Genomic DNA, 22,368 nt, shown 5'->3' on the forward strand with positions numbered 1-22,368 from the left:
TTATGGCATTTACCGAAATTTTTATTAAGCGGCCTGTACTGGCTACAGTAATAAGCTTAATGATTTTGGCAATGGGATTGCGCTCCATGGGGGCATTACCTGTAATGCAATACCCCTTTACCGAAAACGCGATTGTGACTGTCACCACGACTTATACTGGGGCCAATCCGGATGTGATTGCGGGATTCATTACCACTCCATTAGAAAACTCAATTGCTCAGGCCAATGGTATTGATTATATGACCTCTACCAGTACTCCGGGCACGAGTACGATTACCGTTAATTTATTACTTAATTACGACCCCTTAAAGGCATTATCAGACATTACTACCAAAGTAAATGCCGTACTTAACCAGTTACCGAAAAATTCGCAACAGCCAGTGATTACAGTATCTGTCGGACAAACCATTGATTCGATGTATATTGGTTTTTATAGTGATGAATTGCCAATTAATAAAGTTACTGATTACATTATTCGCGTGGTTCAGCCTAAGTTGCAGGCAGTTAATGGCGTACAGAAAGCGGAAATTCTGGGAAGCCAAACCTTTGCGCTCCGTGCCTGGCTTGATCCCGTGAAATTAGCAGGCTTCGGGCTTTCGGCAGCAGACATTGGGGCAGCATTAGCTAATAATGATTTTATTTCTGCTGTAGGCCGTACCGATGGGCAAATGTTTATCCAAAACCTGACTGCCTCTACCAATCTTAACGATGTTGAGCAATTTAGAAAGATGGTTATTAAAGCGCAAAATGGGGCCATTATTCGCTTGGAGGATGTCGCAGATGTCGATCTTGGCGCGCAAAATTATAATTCTGCGGTGAGTTTTGATGGACGAAGGGCTGTTTATATTGGGATTATTGTTGCTCCGTCAGCTAATTTGTTAACCGTAATTAATGAAATTAGGAAAGTTTTTCCCAGCATTCAAGCGCAATTACCGCAAGGATTAAATGCTAATATTGTTTATGATGCGAGCTTGTTCGTTGACTCATCAATTCATGAAGTTATTGTTTCTTTGATGGAAGCCTTCCTGATTGTGACGGCGGTTATTTTTATTTTCCTGGGTTCTATTCGCTCCGTAATTATCCCTTTAGTAGCAATCCCTTTATCCATTATCGGCACTTTTTGGGTCATGCTGGCTTTAGGCTATTCCATTAATTTATTGACCTTATTAGCCTTAGTTTTAGGGATTGGTCTGGTGGTGGATGATGCGATTATTGTGGTAGAGAACGTACAGCGCCATATTGAAGAGGGACGAACTCGAATTAAGGCGGCATTACTGGGAGCAAGTGAATTAGCTAATCCAATTATTGCGATTACGGTCGTTCTGATTGCTGTTTATGCGCCAATTGGTTTTATGGGAGGATTAACCGGAGCCTTATTTACCGAGTTTGCCTTTACTTTAGCGGGGGCGGTAACCATTTCTGCGATAGTTGCCTTAACGTTATCACCGATGATGTGCTCTAAATTTTTGAAGGTAGGAGAGGGGGCAACGAAAGGGCGTTTGATGACAAGGGTGGATAATTTTTTTTCAAAATTAGAAAAAGCCTATTCGCGTGTTTTAGTAAAAACCTTACGTAATTTGCCTGTAGTTCTTGTTTTTGCTGCAATTATTTTAGCAAGTAATTACTTTTTGTTTGTGACCTCAGCATCAGAATTAGCACCGCAAGAGGACCAGGGAGTTATTATATCGCAGGTAACCACTGCGGCAAATGCTTCATTAGCTCAAACCCAGCTCTACGCTAATGCGGTTAATGCAACTTATAAAAAATATTCAGAAACGGATCATATCTTTCAGGTAGATGGACAGACTGGATTAAACATGTCCGTTATTGGTATGGTTTTAAAACCATGGGATGAGCGTAATCGTACCTCAAATCAACTGCAACCTTTAATTCAACACGAGTTGAACAATATTGCTGGGGCAAAAATTGCAGCGTTCCAATTGCCATCATTGCCGGGGGGCGGGAGTGGCTTGCCAATTCAATTTGTGGTTACCACTACAGAATCTTTTGACAATTTAAATGAAGTAATGCAACCGATTTTGGAACAGGCACGCAACTCTGGCTTGTTTGCTTATATCGATGTCGATCTCAAAATAGATCAGCTGCAAACGCGAATCAATTTAGATCGCAACCGAATCTCTCAGTTTGGCTTAACCATGCAGGATATTGGGAATTTATTTGGCTCTGGACTCAGTGAAGGATACATTAATTATTTCGATTTTTCGGGGCGTTCTTATCAGGTTATTCCTCAAGTGACCCGCGAGTCTCGTTTAAATCCAGACCAAGTATTAAATTACTACATTAAAACGTCAACAGGAGAGGCCATACCCCTATCTACGGTGGCCACGTTGCAACGTCAAGTTGTTCCTGAATCATTAAATCATTTTCAGCAACTTAATTCGGCAACGATTTCTGCAGTTGCATTACCTGGTGTTTCTACGGATAAAGCTTTAAGTACTCTTGCCAGCTTTGCGAATCAGACTTTACCGCAAGGTTATTCTATTGATTATGCATCTCAGTCTCGACAATATATTAAAGAAGGCTCCTCGTTAATGATTACCTTTTTCTTCGCGTTAATCATTATTTTCTTATCTTTATCGGCCTTGTTTGAGAGCTTCCGTGATCCGCTGATCGTCTTAATTAGTGTGCCTATGTCTATTTGTGGGGCAATGATTTTCGTAAGTCTTGGTATCGGTGGTGCTTCTTTGAATATATACAGTGAGGTAGGCTTAGTAACCCTGATTGGCTTAATCAGTAAGCATGGTATTTTAATTGTGCAATTTGCCAATGAGATGCAGGAAAAAGGGGAAAAGAAACTTGATGCGATTCTTACCGCTGCCGCTATTCGTTTGCGTCCAATTCTGATGACCACCGCTGCAATGGTGTTGGGGGTTATCCCTTTAATTATTGCTACTGGGGCAGGAGCCCTAAGTCGTTATAACATTGGTTTAGTGATCGCCACCGGAATTTCTATTGGGACTTTATTTACTCTTTTCGTGGTCCCTTCTATGTATCTGTTCTTAGCAGAAGAGCATGTAGAAAAGGCGAGAGAAGAGCACTTGGAGAACGAGGAATCTTTGGGATAATTATGGATATAGATTATGCAAGATCCCCCGTAATTCGTGATTACGAGGATCTTGGATTAGCTTGCGCTATAACACCGGGATAAGTGTGGTTTCTTCCGCTTCAACCAATGTCTTCGTTACCGGGGGAGGGGGGGGCGGAATGAATAATCCGTAGGTCAGGATTATCGAGGCATCAAGTTTTTGTGGTTTATTTACTGCCTCATTCATGTTGTCGTAGAGGCGTTTTCTTGTCGAAGGATAAATATTTAAGGCTTCCAGCAAAGATAGAAAACAGGCCTTCAAATAAGCAAAACTTAGAGTATCCATGTGCCGGTTGGGAGCAAGAAGAACGCTTTCAAAGCGAGGTTGCTTCACTCGTTTTTTTATCTCTTCGAAACGCTCTTTGATTGATAAAGTGCTTGGCTCATCTTCCTTCTTCTGTGCGTGGTTTGCATTTGCCTCAGGCCCTACATTTTCTTGCCTAGTTGCCAAGGGCTCAGAGTCATTCTCTAGCGCGGTTTCATCTACCTCATTCTGCGCATTGGTCGCTATTTCATATAATTCATTAATTAATTCTGACTTTTCAGTTATCGGATCTTTAAGATTCGATTGTGTTTTTTGTACGCTACTCACATGCTGTTCATTTTTCTTTTTTGTTGCATCGCTTAAATATCCTTTTATCTGGGCTAAAACAACCATCACGCGATCCAGCTGTGCGTACTCCTCATAATGCTTGCTTTCAAACTCACCTATTTTTTCTTGCAACTGTTTTTCTATACTAAAACTAATATCTTTTACCGTTTTTGCCTGCTCAATGATGGTGTTTTTAAACGTGAGTAATTCTTTACGTAACTCTTTGCGATACTCTTGATCGGTATATTGCAAACCAATATGACGGTTACATAGTTTCTTTAAATGTTGATTAAAGGTTTTTGTCGTATATTCGTGAATAAAATCCTGGTTTTCTTTATCCTGGACTTTGTCGATTCCTTTAAGCTGTGTTAGTTGTTCTTGAGCAGTCTTTAGTCTCATCTCATAGGTTGCTACCAAGCCAAGAACGTAATGATAACTGGCTGTGATCCAGCCTTCAATTTCGGTAAATTCAGGGTCGTAGGCATTAAGAGTTTCACTGCATACTTTATCTAATAGATGCTGGTCTTCATAGGTGCTAACGGCGACATTGACTTTCTTTGTCTCACGAAACTGAGCTAAGACGGGTAAGTTTTTCTTATATTGTTTTTGCAGCCCTTCAATGCACTCCTCAAAAGTGAATGGATGTACGCTAATGGGTTGTAACTTTGAGATGAGATCGGGGTGAGCGTAGCGTTTGTACTCTTGAACATACTGGTATAAGGTTTCAAGATCGGCGTATTCTTTTTTGACGCGTGCAATATTATTTTGAGCCTTAGTAATTCTTTTATTGAGAACACTCGTACGTTCTTCTAAGGGTTTTTTATCGCAAATTAAGGCCACATGCAGTTCAGAGGGTAAATCAAGAGCCTCTAAAAAGCCTTTATAAAATTCATTAGTAACACGTCGTAATGGTTCTGAGAGACTACCTGAAGCTAATCCCAGTTTGGTTTCCCAATGATCCGCTTCGAGCAGCATGGGTGTAAATATTCCAGGTCGAATCTTATCTACATTATTAAGTACGGCATCATGTGCTGTAGTAGTAAATTCATTGAGCTTTTGCATCAACTCTCTGTAAAGCAACAGCATCTGGGGAGACTGAAGAAAGAGTTTAAAATAAGAATGCGAATTTTGAATCATTGCTTCTATAGTCAATGTAGCTTGTTTTGCATTCCTATAGAGCGTCTTCAATTCTTCGGTCGATTGATAATTCTTATTTTTTAGCGATCTAATGTGGTTGGGGCCGATATAAAACGCATTCAGTGCAAACCACACGGAATTTTGTTGTACGGTTCCATCGACGGGAATTTGCTCAGGCGTTGTTTGATATGCAAAAGAATGCCCCTGTATAACCGCATAAAGATTTTGCGCTTTGCTGACTAATTCGCGGGTAATAAAACTATAATGAGGATCGCTGGCCAATCGCTCACTGAGCTGAATGATTTCGTTGATATGACCATAAGCTTGTAACAGCGTACTTACATAATTCCATTTCCATAATTTGGCCATCTTTTCTTCACCAATCGCGGTATAAGGTCCATGCAGGTCGTAATCATTTAAATCTTCTAGTGCATGAGCAATTCCTTCGATGTGAAACAGGCAATTATAGATATCTTTTATCGCCCGAACCTGCATGCTCTCAGCCAGTTGTTGATGCGGGTCTTCCATTTCAGGGTAAGGAACCCCTTGGGTTTTGGGAATTAATTGTTTGCGCATAGCTTCATTAAAGAGCGCCTGGATGCCATACAAGGCCCCTCTAAACTCAGTAATGCCTTTAGATATATTAGTGTCTTTGAGAAGGCGAGAGGCTCTTTCTCCCTGCTTTAGATTTAGGCTGAATGAGGCGGCTTCATTTTCCGTAATCAGTTTTTCTTGAGCCCAACGAATGTATTGTTGGTTTTTCTGGTGCAAATCCATACTTACATTAGCAAAATAAGTTTCAAGATATTCATCCAGTTCTTCAAACAGGTCAACGACTGGTATTGTTTTCGCGTCGAGCTTTTTCTTGGATAGTGCGTCTGCTAAGAATTTATCAAAATTTTGTACACTTTCTTTGTGGGTTTCGGGAGCTGCGCACACAAAATAAGCTTGAAAAACATTATACAAATTGCGGCATTCCGTTTTTACCTGGTCATTTAAGGCTTCAATTTTTTGTACGGCACCTGAAATCTTATGGGCTTTTAATAGTTGGATAAAGTCTGCTTCAGTCGTGCTTTGTTCTCGTGCCAAACGAATAAATTGTTGTTTCTTTTTTCGCCAAGTCTTTTCTGTTCGACCAAAATGTTGTTCCGCATCTTTGAATAAATCGGGGACGGGGAGGTCCATTGCAACAACAGGTCTATTCGATAATAAATCAACGAGAATACGATCTAAACGAAGCATACTCTCGCTGTTTTGAGGCGATGCAGCCACTACAAAATAAGGTTGGAACACGGCATATAAATTACGGCATTGTTCTTTAAGCGCTCCATCTAATTGACTTAGAGCATAAATATTGTCATGAAGACTATGTTTTTTCAGGATTTCATTAAACTCGATGTAGGCTTGTCGAGCTACTTGAAACTTATTGTATTTAGTACAATATAAAGTATAGATTTCAATTGCCTGCTCGGCTGTTAATTGCTCCGGCCTTGCTATTATGACGCTAGTCTGAGTGTTTTGTAGATTAGTTTCGTCAATATTATAGACGCTGGCTCTCGTCGCCTCATATACGGCTAAGGCTGCTGGGGCTTGAGCACCTTTTTCCTGCGAGCTGTGTATTTGCAACAGTCTCATAAAATCGTTATAGGCTTGCTGTGCCACTTGAAACTTATTGTGCTTATTACGATACCATTCGCAAAGTTCAAGGGTTTGATCGGCGGTTAATTGTTCTGGGTTTCTTAGTAAAGTATGTTGAGTGCTATCACTTTTTTCGAATTTCAGTTTTTTGGTTTCTTGTTCGAGAAAGGCGGCTGCAGCTTCTTCATCAAGGAATTTAGCGTGTGGCAAATCATAATATGAGTCATCTGTAGTCGGCCATGATGTTTGGATTCGCACCAGCGATGCGGTACAGTTTTCCAGTAAGAAGGTGGTGTCGACAATGGTGGGAGTGTCTTTGGGATCTACTATTCTATTAGCCAGCAATGCAGCAAGGTATTGTTCAAATTTGTGTAAGTCTTCTTTACGCGCTGTTAAATAAGGTAAATAAGAACGCAGTTTATTATAAAGGTTTTTCAGACGAATTTTGTCGTTGCTCTCGAGCTGATTTAAGGCCAAATGAGTTTGAGTATCATTAATCGTTTTTTTAATAAGTTTATTGAAGTTAGTTAAATTGGATTTCAGCGTTACAAGCTGTGTTTTTTCAATGGTCAGCGGTGCGTCATCTTTTTTTATCCCTAGAGGAGTTGTTTCATCAATGGTGTACACATTCATTGGCTGATTATAAGGATATAAGGCTAACTGCGCATTTTTATATACCGAGTCAATCAGATCTCGATTGAGCCCGATATGGAATAGTTGGGTTGCCTCATTTTTCTTAATTAATGCGGATAGGGCTACTCTTTTAGGTAGAACGAAGCTTACATGATCTGGGGATAGTGCTCTGGTTATGAAACTCCATGGTCTTGATATATAAGAAGACCAGGTTGAACGGGTAGTATAAGATGACCACGCTTGGGGACCAAGCAGGCCTGCGCTCATTTGATCATTGAGGTCGACATCCAAACGCTCTACATAAGGTTTAAATATTTTGTAATGGCTCACAAGTTCTTTTCTTACCTGTTCAGGTAATTGATGTAGACTCAGGTTTTGATGCTCTGCTTTTGCTAACTCATCGAAAAACGCGTTAATTGCATTCTGGGCTTGCTCGGTTTTATAGAGTGTTTTATTTGCGGTATCAATACGCTTATAAGCAAGCTCAAGTCTTAACTCAATAAACCGGGAATCTTCAATTTGCAGTAACTCTTCCCCTCTTTTTTTAAAATCAATGGCTTTTTGGGGAAGATAAACAAGAGCCTCATATAATTTTTGGGCATTAGCCATCAGGGGGGTAGATAAGGTGCCCGGATTGAGCATGCAATTCACTTCAATTTTATCTACCAGGCCAAATAGTTTAGGAAGTACCTCGTATTTTATTTGCGATAATTTTCCGCATACCACATCTTGGGAGAATTCACTTAGCTCCCCAACCTGTTCCAGGGTACTCATTACCAAGGTAATTAGGTTACGAAGGATGTGGATGTAATTTAAAAATTTAAGCGAAACAAGGATCTTATTTCCTTTTAAATTTTCGATGTCATTTAATAAATGAAGTGCAGCATTTTGTATTTCATCTAATTTTTTTTGATTGAGCTTGGGCTCATTTTGGCGAAGTTGTGACGAGTATGATTCTATTTTCTCGGTGAGCTGATTAATATAACTGGGCAACAACCTACTAAATTCAGTTAGAAAGTTATAATCAACATCGCCACCTAAAGGGCGTAATTGATCTATGGTTTTACCTGTTGCTACCCCGACCGTTTTCGCAAGAGGGTAGGGTTGAATCGCATCTTTGGTTGCTTGGGCATTTTTTTCCGCAAGTTGTTGTACTTGGGCTAAATGAGGCAGGATAAAATCAAGTTCCTCTCGGAACATTTCTTTTAAATCCACATCCAAATGTGTGGCTAAGTAAGCTGCTTCATAAGTTGTTTCAATGGTATTGCTAATCAGTAATACGGCATGGGGGCCGGCTTTGCGTAAATCTCTAATATCAATATTTTCTAAATCAATAAAGGATAAACGAGCATAATAAAGGGCATTAATGAGCTTTTTTATCTGGGTAATGTTATCAGGCTCAAGTTCAAAGTCAGTAAATGGAACGCCTGTTTCATTGATCTTTTCAGCAGCAAAATAAGGACGTATTTGCGGACTAACGTACTCACTTTTAAGCACATCAAAAATTTGTGCGTAATAATGTTCTACTTTTTTAGACAGCTGGTTTCTCTTGAATGATTCAATGATTCGTAGTTTTTCTTCTATAATAAACATTCAGATTTCCTGCATTATTAACCCCGCGCTAGTGTAATGCATAATACTTAAATTATTATTAAGAATGTAGGTTTTTTGAACTTATTTTTTATAAAATCGCTTTTACGGATAATTCTAACGTAAAATCAGCCACTTTATTGGTTAATCCAGGGTAATCTGTATAAGCACCTATTTTGATGGGCCTGTTCACTCGTTCTTTTGTTCTTTGGGTTTCTTCTAACATGGCTTTGACTTGGGCACCATCAGTGCACACAAAATAAACATCTGATTCCGGACGGCGTAAAAATTGTGCTTGGAATGATTTAAAAACTAATGAAACCTTACATTGAGCTCGTTCCGCATGATAAAAACCATGGATTCCACCAGCTAAGTCTGCGCCAACCGATAAGGCGCCAAAATACATTGAGTTTAAATGGTTACGGCTGCGCCTTCTTAGTGGAAGACAAATAACAATTTCTTCTTCATCTATTTTAATTAACCGTGGTTTTAAGTAGCCTATCAGGGCAACTTTAAAATGGCAGAAATACCAGAAAAATAATTTAAAACGAAAAGAAGGGCGCATTATTTTTCCTCCTTAACCATACTAATGCTTTGGATAATATAAGGACTGCTTGATGGCTGCGTCGTGGCAATGACCAGTAGTGAAAAGGCAACCTTTACATTAATTTCCGGCAACAGGATTTCCGTGTTGACGCGGGAAAATCGCATTCCCGAGACATCGCCGGAGTCTACTACCTGAGGCTCGATAAGAAAAAGAGGATGAACCGATAGTTCCTTCTCACGGATGGTTTCTGCATATCCTCCAAGGAAGACCTTCAGCGCATCCCAGCTATTGATGGTAAATCCTGCTTTATATTCCTGGGGTTCCTCATCTATAGATTTATGATCTACACTTAAGGCATTAAGTAAGATTTTTTTGGTCCAGGCGGTTACTGGTATGGGTTCTTTGGCGTAAAGATTGGGAGCCAAAATGATAATGATTCCGAGTACAAGAGCCCTCATCACTAAAATCCTTTTATATTAACGAGTTATTAAATTAAGTGTAGCAGAAGTCTTTATGGATACCCAAGTTACTTCAAGGCAAAAAATATGCTGTTGGCCGTATCTTGGTTATGGAATTAAAAATGTCTATACGCTCTGCGAATTTAAGTTCATAATTCATTTTTCTTTTCAGAATTATTAAACCAAACGAACGAATTTTATGCAAACTATCAGTATTCGTGGTGCACGAACTCATAATCTCAAAAATATTGATTTAGACTTACCTCGAGATCAGTTAATTGTTATTACTGGTTTATCAGGCTCTGGTAAGTCTTCATTAGCCTTTGATACGTTGTATGCCGAAGGGCAGCGACGTTATGTCGAATCCTTGTCTGCTTATGCTCGACAATTCTTATCGATGATGGAAAAGCCGGATGTTGATTCTATTGAAGGCTTATCTCCAGCCATTTCGATAGAACAGAAAGCAACCTCACATAATCCTCGCTCTACGGTGGGGACTATTACCGAAGTTTATGATTATTTACGTCTGTTGTATGCGCGGGTCGGTGAGCCGCGTTGCCCCACACACCACGTGCGTTTGCATGCGCAAACGGTCAGTCAAATGGTGGATCAGGTAATGACCTTACCTGCCGATTCCAAAGTGATGATTTTGGCGCCCATAGTCCGTGAGCGAAAGGGCGAGCAAGTGCAGTTGTTCCAGCAATTGCAAGCGAAGGGCTATGTGCGTGCGCGCATTGATGGGGAATTGTATGAGCTTGATTCGCCGCCCAAACTTGGCTTGCGTACTAAACATACGATTGAAGTAGTGATCGACCGCTTTAAAGTAAGACCCGAAATTGAACAACGCTTAAGTGAATCGTTTGAAAATGCATTGAACTTGGCTGAAGGGCTTGCCATAGTCGCTTCCATGGATGAGCAATTTACTGATCTAGTTTTTTCTTCCAAGTTTGCATGCCCTGAATGTGGTTACAGTTTGAGTGAACTCGAACCCCGTCTTTTCTCATTTAATAATCCGGTGGGTGCTTGTCCCTCTTGCGATGGCTTAGGGGTGGATCAGTTTTTTGATCCGGATCGGGTGATTCATGATGCTACGGCCAGTTTAGCCGAAGGTGCTATTCGTGGTTGGGATAAAAAGACTAATTATTATTTCTCCATGCTGGAATCCTTAGCGCAGCATTATGGTTTTAACACGGGTACGGCTTTTTGTGATCTTCCTAAAGAGATGCAGGAAATCATTTTATATGGTAGCGGTCGTGACGTAATTGAGTTTAATTACCATCGACCCAATGGTGGTTTTATGCTGAAGCGGCATGTATTTGAAGGAGTTATCCCGAATATGCAACGTCGTTATCGGGAGTCCGATTCAGGGATGATCAGGGAGGAGCTTGCCAAGTATTTATCTTCACGCCCATGTCAGACTTGTAGGGGCACCCGCTTACGTGAGGAAGCACGTAACGTATTCATTGATGATAAAAACTTACCCGAAATATCCGCTTATTCCATAGAAAAGTCATATGAGTTTTTTAAAAATTTGCGCTTAACTGGTTATAAAGGCGAAATCGCTGCCAAGATTAATAAAGAAATCGTGGAGCGCTTAGGCTTTTTAGTCAATGTAGGCTTGGATTATTTGTCCTTAACTCGCAGTGCAGAAACCTTATCAGGTGGAGAGGCGCAACGTATTCGTCTCGCGAGTCAAATTGGTTCTGGCTTGGTCGGGGTAATGTATATTTTAGACGAGCCGTCAATTGGCTTACACCAACGCGATAATGATCGCTTGTTAAAAACTTTGATGCATTTACGTAATCAAGGCAATACCGTTATTGTGGTTGAGCATGATGAGGATGCCATTCGGAGTGCAGATTTTGTTTTGGATATTGGCCCAGGTGCCGGGGTTCATGGCGGTGAAATTGTTGCCCGTGGTACTCCTGAAGAAGTGATGCAGAATCCGGCATCCCTGACCGGACAATATTTATCAGGTAAACAGGCGATCGTTGTGCCTAAGGAACGTTTACCGATAAATCCCGAGAAAATGATTCATTTAAAAGGAGTTAGTTGCAATAACCTTAAGCAGGTGAGTGTCAGTATTCCTTTAGGCTTGATGACTTGTATCACAGGGGTATCGGGCTCTGGAAAGTCCAGTTTAATTAACGATACTTTGTATCCGATAGCGGCGAACCAGTTAAACCGGGCCAGTTTGTTTACTCCAGGGGCGGTAAAAGAAATTTCTGGGCTGAATCTCTGCGATAAAGTTATCGATATTGATCAAAGCCCAATTGGCCGTACTCCACGTTCAAATCCTGCAACTTATACGGGTCTGTTTACCCATGTCCGCGATTTATTTTCTGGAACTCCTGAAGCCAGAGCACGCGGTTATCAACCGGGTCGATTTAGCTTTAATGTTCGTGGCGGGCGTTGTGAGGCTTGCCAGGGAGATGGGCTTATTAAGGTAGAGATGCACTTTTTACCGGATATTTATGTTGCCTGTGATGTCTGCGAAGGTAAGCGTTATAACCGCGAAACCCTAGATATTCAGTATAAAGGCAAAAATATTCATGAAGTGTTAGAGATGACGGTTGAAGATGCCTGTACTTTTTTTGCCGCCATCCCTATCTTAGCCAGAAAATGTCAAACCATGGTGGATGTGGGCTTGTCTTATATTAAATTAGGCCAAAGCGCTACCACTTTGTCTGGAGGAGAGGCGCAACGTATTAAACTGGCTCGTGAATTATCCAAACGGGGTACAGGGAGTACTTTGTACATCTTAGACGAACCAACTACAGGTTTGCATTTTCATGATACCCGGCAGCTGCTCTCGGTACTATTCCGTTTGCGCGAGCAGGGGAATACGATTGTCATTATTGAGCATAACCTGGATGTAATTAAAACTGCGGATTGGATTATTGACCTAGGCCCTGAGGGCGGTAGTAAAGGTGGGCTTATTGTAGCCACTGGAACTCCAGAACAAGTTGCTAAAAGTCCACAATCGTATACCGGACAATTTTTGAAACCACTTCTGAACTCCAAATAATACTAAGCCCGTATTAGACGACGTCTTAATACGGGATGTCTGGCACATTCCCCTGTTATTTTTACTATTTTCAAGCTATAACTTAAGTAGGATATTTTTTATAGGATAACAACATGGGTACTTTCTTTCTTGCGCTTTTAGTCATCATTGTACTTCTGGTAATCTGGGCTATTGGTATTTATAACGTTTTAATCCAGCTCATAGAGACCATTAATAACGACAAAAAGCAAATTGATATTCAATTAGATCGCCGATTTAAGGTATTCGAATCCCTGATTGATACTGTTAAAAAATATATGGATTACGAACAAACCACGTTGAAAGATGTTGTTGCCTTACGTAATCAAGCGCAAGCGGCTAAGGCTGCTGGTGATGAACAGGGGCGGATTGCTGCAGAGAATGGAATTTCGCAAATTGCATCAGGCCTTAATGTGGTTTTTGAACAATATCCTGATTTGAAAGCCAATCAAAACGTGCTGCAATTGCAGGAAGAAATTGTGAATACCGAAAACAAATTAGCCTATGCGAAACAAGCATATAACGATGCGATTGAGCGTTATAATGCGAAGAAAAAGTCTTTCTTTGAATCAATGGTGGTAAATTATTTCTCCTCTGCATTGAATAAAGATTTTGTTTACTGGGGGCTTCCTGAAGAACAAGTTCAGGTTAGAGAAGACTACACTGTAAAATTTTGAGATAGACTATGAGTCTTGCTGACTATCATGGCAGTGCAGGCGACTGGCGCGAGCAAATAAGAAAAAACCAGCGCAAGACGCGTATGGTCATTGGATTATTTGTTGGTGTTTACTTTGCTGTCGGTTTGATTGCGGATGTTGTGGTTTTACAAACTATGTATCCCGGTCTTACCGTGCAACAAAGCATGAATGCCTTACTGTATTTTCGCGTGATTCCCTACGCCACCTTACTCATGGTTGGTTTTGCTGCTGTTTCTTTATTAATAACGTATTCGCTTTACGATCGCATCATGCTTTTAGGTACTGAGTATCGAGAGATCACCCCGGAGAACGCCCAAAATGTACAAGAGCAGCAATTATATAATGTGGTAGAGGAAATGACGGTTGCTGCGGGCTTACAGTATGTTCCCAAAGTTTTTATTATTGAAGCAGATTATATGAATGCCTTTGCCAGCGGTTATAGTGAAAAGTCGGCAATGGTGGCCATCACTCGTGGATTAATTGATAAATTAAATCGTGCTGAATTACAAGCCGTTATGGCACATGAATTAAGTCATATTCGCCATGGTGATATTAAATTGACTTTAACCGTAGCGGTTTTAAGTAATATTTTGCTTATTGTGATCGATATTTTATTTTATTCGGTTTTATTTAGACGCAATGGTAATGATCGACGCGATAATAATCAATTACTGATGGTGATTATGATTCTGCGCTATGTTTTACCAATTATCACCGTTTTATTAACGCTATTTTTAAGTCGTACTCGTGAATATATGGCTGATGCTGGCTGTGTTGAATTGATGCGAGATAATGAGCCTATGGCTCGAGCTTTATTAAAGATTAGTTCTGATCATGAACAACATGCTGATTATTATGCAGAAGAATATGGGAATACAGCTCATGAACAGGTGCGCCAGGCATCCTATCTTTTTGATCCCTCAGACATCTCGTCGATTAAATCCTTAAGCAGTGCTTTTGATACCCATCCTTCAATAGAACAACGGCTGCGTGCCCTAGGTTTTAATCGTAAATAAGCTCGATTTAAATGATTATTTTTCATTAATTAGTGTTGAAATTTTTTACAGAAAACAGTACAATTTAACAACTTGATTTGTTTGGAATCTTTCTACATGCCTAATAATCGCTCAGAGTATCCAGGGAAAATTATTCGTTTAGAGGATGATAATGGTTTTAAAGCGCTGAAGTCCCAAGAGTTTTCAGAGATTTTTGGTCGAGCCAGTGGGGAAGCAGGGCTTGGGGCGGTCTTTGGTGGCTTAGGTGGCTTTGCTAGTAAGTATGCCTATTCCTTTTTTAGTCCAGAACTGATGAGTAATGCGGGTGGTTTTCTCTCTTTTGCTGGTGTTGGTGCTCTTGCCGCACTTTTAAAGTGGATTCCACAACTATTAACCAAAGATTACTTGAATGATAATGATTATTTAGCCGAGCATATTAATCTGAAGTCCTTTATAGAGAATAGCTTGAATTTGGCTTATAGTTGTGCTGCCGTCACGGCTTCGGCGGTGCTAATAGGCAGCCCTGTTGCTCCTACAGTTGCGTGCATGATGTTAATACCTACAATTACTTGGATACTAGCCTCTTTAAATAATGCGCTCTCGGCATGCATCACCTCTTACTTGCATTCAAATTTACCTCAAATGAACTAAAAATGGGCTTCTTTAGGCCCTATACACTGAGCGTGTAATGCGCTCTTTTGCTCTATTATTCATCCCTTAAGTAAAAGGACATTTTTTAAGGAAAGAGGAGTTTTTTATTGAGCTCTGTGTTTTTTTTATGTACAATGTGGCGACTTAATTAATCTTGGGATCTTATTTATGGCAGATAGTATAATCGATAATGCAAAAGGACCTGTTCGTGCAGAAGATGTTCTCATAGAGGCTGGCTACCAAGCTTTCGGTGGCGCTCTAGGTGGTGGCATTATCGGTACTCTCGGTAAATTTACAGGCTCATTTTTTGCTCCCGGGTTGGTGCAGGGGGCTGGTGGCTTTATGGCTTTCGCTGGGGTGGGAGCTTTAGCGGCACTCTTAAAATGGTTACCTGATTTACTAACCAGACACTATATAGAAAATAATGCCTTTTTAAAAGAACATCCTCATTTGCAAGAGATGCTCAAAAATTGTTCTGGATTGGCTTATTGGTCTGCTTCGGTTGCTGCTTCGGCTGCTTTAGTCGGAAGCCCTGTTGGACCTACTCTAGCATGTATGACGCTTTTACCCCTGGTTTTTTCAGCTGTTGAAGCGATAGTCTGTGTAATCAATGCTCTTATCGAGCAGAAAATTGCCGCTGAAGAGGAAAGTCCCGCTTTCGCTTAAAATGGTTATCATAGAGTGTAGCGCTTCGTGGGTTACACTCGAAACTATCCTCATTTTTTCGATTTTCCCGTGTGCATCAGATTGATAAACTAGGTATATTTTTCTGTTCAACCAGACGTCAATTACATCGTGGCATTTATTGCCTATCTTTTAAACATATTGATTTACCAGCTTTTTTCCCTGCTTTATCTTGTCTAGTACCCTATTTTTTGTTTATGATGAGGCATGATGATAATACCTTCTAGAAAAGGAATTTGGATGTGATGAAAAAGCAAGCGGTAATTCTGTCATTATTTTTATTAGGCAGTGGGCAAATAGTTTGTGCTGATGCTTTGTCCAGAACACGAAGTGAAATGGCTACTGAAACCAATAGTAATGTAACAGGTTTTCTGAAAAAGATAACTCCGGAATTCCTTTATGGATATACTGATTTTCACTTTGAGTCATCCTCATCGGAGAATATAAACCGTTACAATGGGCATTCAAATCTTTATTCAGCCGGAGCGGATCATCTTTCCTTTGGCCCCAGCGTAATGGCCGGTGTGTACTATTTTCGTGTAGATACTTCGATAAACTCTGCTTTTTTGTTGTCACCGAGTCCGGTGACGACGACCTCGCAAAATATAAAAAATGATACAATTTTTGGTCACGTACTAAAGATCTTTACGCCACAAATCTATTTGGATTTAGCTGCTGGTTACGGACAAAACAAAATCAACAGTTACTTGACCGTGGCTCCAGACACTCTTGATGAGTCGCATGCCTATGCGCGTAATGGTAGTGATAACTGGTTTGTGAGTGCTAATGGGATTTATAGAAAAAGCTGGCAAAAGTTTTTACTAAGAGCAAATTTCGGTGTTTTATATAGCCAAATTGATACAGGTCCCTATACGTATAAGTTCCCCGCGCTAGAAACGTCGGTGCCGATTGAAGCCTTAAGAAATAAAGCAACCCTGTTAATGGAAAATGCAGAGCTTGGTTATTTTATTAACCCTAAATTAATGCCCTTTATTAATGGCGGTTTATTTCAAGTAGCTCAGTTCTCCAATAGCCGTCCCATCGTGAATTCTGCTATTACAGTGAATGGTACTTTGCCTCAGTTAAACATGAATAAAGATGGTTTTCGTTTAGGTGGGGGCGTTTCCTATACCCATAAGAATGTTACGATGCGTGTTGAGGAAAAATATTACAATGCGAGCAGTACATTCCATAGTTTCCAAACCTTAGCCGCTATAGAGTACCAGTTTTCTTAGGCATTCTTAGTCGTTTGACGTAATACGATAATCTCCGACGTGCCGCGCTTAGTCCGTGGTTCGTTGGAGCTTGGGTAAAACATGAGAGGATTTCTCGGACGTAGCCTTTACCTGCGTCGGAATAAAACGGTTACCTTCATAGAAAGGACGAATTTTTGCAATGAATGCTTCGCAGTTTTTGCCCAAAATGCTGAAATCCAAATTGACGCAATTTTCTCTTGGTCTTTTTTGTACGGCATTTATTTTCCTTGCGGACATAATTCATCTCCCTTTAGTCAGTTTCCTTATTGATCAGTTAGATGATCGAATTTATGATCAAATTGTTCAATTAAATCGTCGGCCCCATTTGCCTAATCCCAAAGTTGTTATTATTGATATCGATGATCGCTCTGTACAACAGGAAGGGCGCTGGCCTTGGCCACGTAATAAATTGGCCGAATTAATTAACAAATTAAAGGGAGCGGGGATCGTAACTATTGGTACGGATATGGTTATGTCTGAACCCGAGGTAAATTATGCTATCGGCTTAAAGAATGAATTATTGCCACTGGTTGCCAAACTTCCACCCAATCAACAGCAACTCCCTGCGTTATTAGAGTCAATTGCTCCGCATGTTGATAATGATCGAATTCTTGCACATTCTTTATTAGAGCATAATGTTGTTTTGGGTTTTTTATTTCATAATGATCAACTCGTTAAAAAAGGGGCCTTGCCCTCACCATTAACCCTGCCAAACAATGCGATTATCTATCGTGGTGATATGCCTCTTTTTCAGTTTACGGGCTATAACGGTTGTTTGCCTTTATTTCTTGAGGCGGCTACCCAAGCAGGCTCGGTAGCGAATCTTCCTGACTCAGATGGCTCAGTGCGTCATGGATTGATGATCGCGAGCTATGATAACAAACTTTATTCCACCTTATCTTTGGCTATTGCAATGAATTATCTGATGGTGGATCACGCTAACTTGATTACTACTGATGGTGAGTTAAGTGGAATTCAAATTGGGGCTGTGTTTATCCCAACGAATTCTTATGGGCAAATTCTTATTCCGTTCTGGGGGCTTCCGGGGACCTTACCTTATTATTCTGCAACCGATATTATGCAAGGTCACTTTAATTCCGATGAGCTCCAAGGTGCCATTGCAGTGATTGGCTCAACCATGATTTTGCTTGCTGATTTACATCAGTCTCCGGTAGCTCAATCATTTCCTGGAGTGGAAATGGTCGGCAATATGGTGCAAGGCATTGTGGGGCAACAGTTGGTTACCCAATATAATTGGCATACCACTAGTGCTCGCATGTACCTCTTATTATTAGGATTTTTTTTCACTTGTGTCTTTACCTTGGTTGGTGTTACAGGCATGCTAATACTGGCCTTTATCAGTATCTTAGCCACTTTAGCAATTTCCGTTTATCTTTTTGTCGCCAAAAGTTTGTATGTACCCTTAGCCTTCATTCTGGTGCTGATTACGCTGCAGACAGTGGCTAATTATGGTTATTTATTTATTATGGAGCGGCGACAAAAGAGAAAAATTAATCAGCTGTTTGGTCAATATGTTCCTGAGCAATATGTTAAAGAATTAATTGATTCTCCAGAACAATACAGTATGGATGGACAAGAGCGGAATATGACGGTGCAGTTTAGTGATATTCGCAATTTTACTTCCATCAGTGAGTCCTTGGAGGCTTCGAATGTTAAACGTTTATTAAATACTTTTTTTACCCCGATTACGGAAATAATTTTCAGTTTCCGTGGCACAATTGACAAATATGTTGGCGACATGATTGTTGCTTTCTGGGGCGCACCGATGGTCGATGAGGAGCATGCTTATCATGCGGTTATGGCTTCATTAACCATGATAAAGAGCTTGCCCAAAATTAATGAAAAAATGGTAGCAACAGGGCTGCCTGCAGTAAATATTGGAGTGGGCTTGGCGACTGGTTTAATGAACGTGGGTGACATGGGATCGGAATTCCGTCGAGCCTATACGGTTCTTGGAGATACGGTAAACCTGGCTTCGCGCTTACAAGATTTAACCAAGTTTTACCAAGTAAATATTTTAGTAAGCGATGGCACTCATGCTGCCGATGATCGATTTGTTTGGCGGCCGGTAGATAAAATCACAGTTAAGGGACGTAAAACGGGATTGATTATTTATCAACCAGTTGGCCTACGTTCAGAGATTGATGATGCTGTTGTAGCTGAGTTGACGGAATATCAGTCAGCCTTAGATGATTATTATGCGCGTAACTGGTCGTCTGCAGAAAAGAAATTTGATATTCTGAAAAGCAAATCGCCGGAAATTTATTTGTATCAAATGTATCTTGAGCGCATTAAAGGATTCCAGGTGGAACCACCTGCGGAAGATTGGAGTGGTATTTATGTTCATCTACATAAATAATTAATGTTTTGTTTATTGTACAGGGAAAAATATGAAGAGAATAATTTTAATCGGGCTTTTATCCATGACGACCCAGGTTTTCGCTGAGTCTGCTGCTAAGGTATTGTTTACACAGAATAAGGTGACGGCTGTTCATGGTGGTAGTACGCGGGCCCTTTCGCGTGGTTCTGCGTTGGAGGCTGGTGATGAAATTGTTACAGCGGCAGATGCCGCAGTGCATCTTCAGTATTCAAATGGTGCTTTAGTAAATATCGGTTCAGGCTCATCATATAAGATTCACGCGTATGCTCCAAAGCAATCTGGCGTGCAAATTGATGCCGAGTTAGCTCATGGAAAATTAGAAATTCAAAATGGTGGGAAAATTAAAGAAACCTTAAAAACACCTATTGTTTCTCTGGCTATTCTTGGAACCCATATTCGTGTTGATGCAACTCGTTCGGCGAAAGCAAACGCTAATCGTAAAAACAAGCAATGTGCTGGAGCTCGCGCCATTGAAAATACGTATGTCCAGGTTCTCGAGGGATTGGTCTCGGCTCGCGATAAGCTGTTAAGACCGGGGAAAAGTGTACGTGTTACCTGTGATCGTATTGTCGATGCTCCATTCCCACCAGATGGTATCGTTAATTCGCCCTTAAACGCTCCAGGGAAAATTGAAACGATGGCTGGAGGGGCAGTTGCGGATACTAATGTTTCAGACGAAGGGGCATTAATTGCAACTTATGTTGCTACGAACCAGGTTCCTGGTACGATTACGACCGGTAGCATTGACTCTATTCAGGCAGTGACTGCGGTTGCGGACATTTCCCTAGCGTGTAGTACTGGCTTACCTTAGCCGGTTCGATTGCACCATTTTACAGAACCCGTATTACGACCGCGTCTAATACGGGCTACCAGTTCTTATGGTATTTTAAATTCATTATCACTAAGTAGCGAAGCAACTTAGGCTCAGAATATTGAACTCCTGGTTGCTTCGTTATCATGTTCCTCCAATGACCGAATAAGAAATTTTTAATTTAAATCCCTCAGCAGGTAGTGAAGCAATCCATGATGGAGCTTTAACGAAGCATCGTCCTGGGTGGACATCAGGGCGACCATGGGCACTTACTCGCGCAATCCAACCCCTTTCTTTAATAAAAACAGATTCAATGTCGCTAATAAAACCAGCATGATACAAATGATACCCATCGCTAAGCCCATACCCACTTCACTTTGACCAATCATTGCCTGTCTAAGCGCATTAACCATGTATAAAATTGGATTTAAAAGAGATACCTTTTGCCAAAAATCCGGCAACATTGTGGTGCTGTAAAACACACCTCCTAAATAAGTTAGAGGGGTAAGTATAAAGGTAGGAATGATCATAATGTCATCAAAATTACGCGCCACCATCGCATTCGTAAAACCCGCTAAGGAAAATACGGCGGAAACTAGTAAGACAACCAGCAAGGTCATCGGTAAATGACTTAATTGAATCGTGAGAAAAAAACTAGCAATCAGATAAACTAAAATTGCAACAATTAAGCCGCGTACCATACCTCCTAAAACATAGCCCAGCAGTAAAAAGCCATCATGCATCGGGCTAATAAGCATTTCCTCAATACTTTTTTGGAAACGCACGCTATACAGCGAAGAGGATACGTTACCATAAGAGTTAACAATTACCGACATCATAATTAAGCCAGGGGCAATAAACATGGGATAACTTACGCCCTGAATTTCCCCAATACGGGGGCCTATCAAACTACCAAAGATCAAAAAATAAAGCGTGGTAGTGATTACGGGAGGCAAAAATACCTGGCTGGCAATACGAAACATTCGCACCACTTCACGTCGTACCAGCGTGTATAATGAAACAAGTTGTTTTTCAATGGCCATTTTTTATCAGATCCAAAAAGAGTTCTTCCAAGCGATTGGTTTTATTCCGCATACTACTAATATTGATGCCGTGCCTGGATAAAATAGTAAATACTGCATTTAAGCTGTCATGGGTATCAACACGAATTTCCAGGGTATGGCAATCAATCAGGGTGGCGAGCAACGGACTTAAGTCGGGAAGTGCGTGAATGGGCTGCTCCGTATTAAAGACAAAGGTTTGATGGCGTAAGGTTTGCAGTAAGGCGTTCATGGCACTGTTTTTAATAATTTGCCCCTTATCAATAATGGCAATATTCTTACATAACTGCTCAGCCTCTTCTAAGTAATGAGTGGTTAAAATAATGGTGGTGCCTTCTTTATTGGTATGGGTCAAAAACTCCCACATGCTATGTCTGATTTCGATATCAACACCCGCAGTTGGTTCGTCAAGAATTAAAACCCGCGGTTGATGTACTAGTGCTCTGGCAATCATTAAGCGGCGTTTCATGCCTCCAGATAAATGACGGACAATCGAATCGCGTTTATCCCATAAGCCGAGCTGCTTTAGGAGCTCCTCTGCTTTGGGTAAGGCATTTTTTCGTGAGATCCCATAGTAACCGGCTTGGCTTAGTAAAACTTGCAGGCAGGTTTCGAATATATTCAAATTAATTTCTTGGGGTACTAGGCCAAGACAGGCTTTGGCTCTTTCTGCTTCTTTTTCCAAGTCATAGCCGCAAATACTAATGGTGCCCGAGGTTTTCGTAAGTAAAGTGCTTATTAAGCCAATTGTAGTCGACTTTCCCGCACCATTAGCGCCAAGGAGGGCAAAAAAATCACCTGATTTTATGGTTAAATCAATGCCTTTGAGCGCTTGAACTCCATTGGCATAAGTTTTAGATAGTTGTTTAATGTCTAAGGCATGCATATAGAATTATGTGAGGATAAATTATCATTATAGACAATAATTTTGATGATTACGCGGGCCGATTTTTCCTTTTTGGTGGTTTGATGGTTGAAGGCTTCTCAAAATGATTCTAACAAACAGATTGCTGCAGAAAAACAAGAAGTTCAATCGCGGGCTTAAGCATGTAAAAGAACAGGGG

The 22,368-nt window shown here is 40.7% G+C and carries 14 protein-coding genes; 9 read left to right on the forward strand and 5 right to left on the reverse strand.

Annotated features, from left to right (window positions below; genetic code table 11):
- The first annotated feature begins 2 nt into the window (after positions 1 to 2).
- Complete coding sequence (locus ACD661_RS09970) at positions 3 to 3,086, forward strand: efflux RND transporter permease subunit (protein ID WP_400187709.1); 3,084 nt, start codon at positions 3 to 5, stop codon at positions 3,084 to 3,086.
- Between the two features lie 66 nt (positions 3,087 to 3,152).
- Here the strand turns inward: ACD661_RS09970 and ACD661_RS09975 are convergent, their stop codons facing one another.
- The 3 genes from ACD661_RS09975 to ACD661_RS09985 form a co-directional block, all read right to left on the reverse strand.
- Positions 3,153 to 8,699 carry an SdhA gene (locus tag ACD661_RS09975; RefSeq protein WP_400187710.1) on the reverse strand — a complete coding sequence of 1,849 codons (5,547 nt, stop codon included), beginning with the start codon at positions 8,697 to 8,699 and terminating at the stop codon, positions 3,153 to 3,155.
- A gap of 88 nt (positions 8,700 to 8,787) precedes the next feature.
- Positions 8,788 to 9,261, reverse strand: a complete 474-nt coding sequence (locus tag ACD661_RS09980; protein ID WP_400187711.1) for a PaaI family thioesterase — start codon at positions 9,259 to 9,261, stop codon at positions 8,788 to 8,790.
- Positions 9,261 to 9,701, reverse strand: a complete 441-nt coding sequence (locus ACD661_RS09985; protein ID WP_400187712.1) for a hypothetical protein — start codon at positions 9,699 to 9,701, stop codon at positions 9,261 to 9,263. The genes ACD661_RS09980 and ACD661_RS09985 overlap by 1 nt, the downstream gene beginning before the upstream one ends.
- A gap of 199 nt (positions 9,702 to 9,900) precedes the next feature.
- Between ACD661_RS09985 and uvrA the strand changes: the two genes are divergently transcribed.
- From uvrA to ACD661_RS10025, 8 genes are all read left to right on the forward strand, one after another.
- Complete coding sequence (gene uvrA, locus ACD661_RS09990; RefSeq protein WP_400187713.1) at positions 9,901 to 12,729, forward strand: excinuclease ABC subunit UvrA; 2,829 nt, start codon at positions 9,901 to 9,903, stop codon at positions 12,727 to 12,729.
- A gap of 113 nt (positions 12,730 to 12,842) precedes the next feature.
- A complete protein-coding gene (locus tag ACD661_RS09995) occupies positions 12,843 to 13,424 on the forward strand; it encodes a LemA family protein (protein ID WP_400187714.1) in 582 nt (193 codons plus the stop codon).
- Positions 13,425 to 13,432: 8 nt separating this feature from the next.
- Entirely contained in the window at positions 13,433 to 14,461 is a 1,029-nt protein-coding gene (htpX, locus tag ACD661_RS10000) for a zinc metalloprotease HtpX (protein ID WP_400187715.1), read from the forward strand.
- Positions 14,462 to 14,557: 96 nt separating this feature from the next.
- On the forward strand, positions 14,558 to 15,091 hold the full coding sequence (locus tag ACD661_RS10005; RefSeq protein ID WP_400187716.1) for a hypothetical protein: 534 nt from the start codon (positions 14,558 to 14,560) through the stop codon (positions 15,089 to 15,091).
- Positions 15,092 to 15,259: 168 nt separating this feature from the next.
- The gene (locus ACD661_RS10010; protein WP_400187717.1) at positions 15,260 to 15,757 is read left to right on the forward strand and encodes a hypothetical protein; all 498 of its coding nucleotides are present in this window, start codon (positions 15,260 to 15,262) and stop codon (positions 15,755 to 15,757) included.
- A 263-nt stretch (positions 15,758 to 16,020) separates the two neighbouring features.
- Positions 16,021 to 17,010: an autotransporter outer membrane beta-barrel domain-containing protein gene (locus ACD661_RS10015; RefSeq protein WP_400187900.1), complete on the forward strand. Its 990-nt coding sequence runs from the start codon at positions 16,021 to 16,023 to the stop codon at positions 17,008 to 17,010.
- 160 nt (positions 17,011 to 17,170) lie between these two features.
- Positions 17,171 to 19,411 carry a CHASE2 domain-containing protein gene (locus ACD661_RS10020; RefSeq protein WP_400187718.1) on the forward strand — a complete coding sequence of 747 codons (2,241 nt, stop codon included), beginning with the start codon at positions 17,171 to 17,173 and terminating at the stop codon, positions 19,409 to 19,411.
- 31 nt (positions 19,412 to 19,442) lie between these two features.
- Positions 19,443 to 20,243, forward strand: a complete 801-nt coding sequence (locus tag ACD661_RS10025) for a FecR family protein (protein ID WP_400187719.1) — start codon at positions 19,443 to 19,445, stop codon at positions 20,241 to 20,243.
- Between the two features lie 269 nt (positions 20,244 to 20,512).
- Here ACD661_RS10025 and ACD661_RS10030 read toward each other — a convergent pair whose 3' ends face one another.
- Both ACD661_RS10030 and ACD661_RS10035 read right to left on the reverse strand, forming a co-directional pair.
- Positions 20,513 to 21,286, reverse strand: coding sequence for an ABC transporter permease (locus tag ACD661_RS10030; protein WP_400187720.1), 774 nt, complete (start codon positions 21,284 to 21,286; stop codon positions 20,513 to 20,515).
- Positions 21,276 to 22,190, reverse strand: coding sequence for an ABC transporter ATP-binding protein (locus tag ACD661_RS10035; RefSeq protein ID WP_400187721.1), 915 nt, complete (start codon positions 22,188 to 22,190; stop codon positions 21,276 to 21,278). The genes ACD661_RS10030 and ACD661_RS10035 overlap by 11 nt, the downstream gene beginning before the upstream one ends.
- Between the last annotated feature and the right edge of the window lie 178 nt (positions 22,191 to 22,368).

Origin of the sequence: Legionella lytica (assembly GCF_044626755.1) — a bacterium.
Classification (GTDB): Bacteria; Pseudomonadota; Gammaproteobacteria; order Legionellales; family Legionellaceae; genus Legionella; species Legionella lytica_A.

What these genes read in the sequence shown, in the direction of transcription:
- ACD661_RS09970 (WP_400187709.1), top strand. Translation starts at nt 3, where the DNA reads ATGGCATTTACCGAAATTTTTATTAAGCGGCCTGTACTGGCTACAGTA.
- ACD661_RS09975 (WP_400187710.1), bottom strand. Translation starts at nt 8,699, where the DNA reads ATGTTTATTATAGAAGAAAAACTACGAATCATTGAATCATTCAAGAGA.
- ACD661_RS09980 (WP_400187711.1), bottom strand. Translation starts at nt 9,261, where the DNA reads ATGCGCCCTTCTTTTCGTTTTAAATTATTTTTCTGGTATTTCTGCCAT.
- ACD661_RS09985 (WP_400187712.1), bottom strand. Translation starts at nt 9,701, where the DNA reads ATGAGGGCTCTTGTACTCGGAATCATTATCATTTTGGCTCCCAATCTT.
- uvrA (WP_400187713.1), top strand. Translation starts at nt 9,901, where the DNA reads ATGCAAACTATCAGTATTCGTGGTGCACGAACTCATAATCTCAAAAAT.
- ACD661_RS09995 (WP_400187714.1), top strand. Translation starts at nt 12,843, where the DNA reads ATGGGTACTTTCTTTCTTGCGCTTTTAGTCATCATTGTACTTCTGGTA.
- htpX (WP_400187715.1), top strand. Translation starts at nt 13,433, where the DNA reads ATGAGTCTTGCTGACTATCATGGCAGTGCAGGCGACTGGCGCGAGCAA.
- ACD661_RS10005 (WP_400187716.1), top strand. Translation starts at nt 14,558, where the DNA reads ATGCCTAATAATCGCTCAGAGTATCCAGGGAAAATTATTCGTTTAGAG.
- ACD661_RS10010 (WP_400187717.1), top strand. Translation starts at nt 15,260, where the DNA reads ATGGCAGATAGTATAATCGATAATGCAAAAGGACCTGTTCGTGCAGAA.
- ACD661_RS10015 (WP_400187900.1), top strand. Translation starts at nt 16,021, where the DNA reads ATGAAAAAGCAAGCGGTAATTCTGTCATTATTTTTATTAGGCAGTGGG.
- ACD661_RS10020 (WP_400187718.1), top strand. Translation starts at nt 17,171, where the DNA reads ATGAATGCTTCGCAGTTTTTGCCCAAAATGCTGAAATCCAAATTGACG.
- ACD661_RS10025 (WP_400187719.1), top strand. Translation starts at nt 19,443, where the DNA reads ATGAAGAGAATAATTTTAATCGGGCTTTTATCCATGACGACCCAGGTT.
- ACD661_RS10030 (WP_400187720.1), bottom strand. Translation starts at nt 21,286, where the DNA reads ATGGCCATTGAAAAACAACTTGTTTCATTATACACGCTGGTACGACGT.
- ACD661_RS10035 (WP_400187721.1), bottom strand. Translation starts at nt 22,190, where the DNA reads ATGCATGCCTTAGACATTAAACAACTATCTAAAACTTATGCCAATGGA.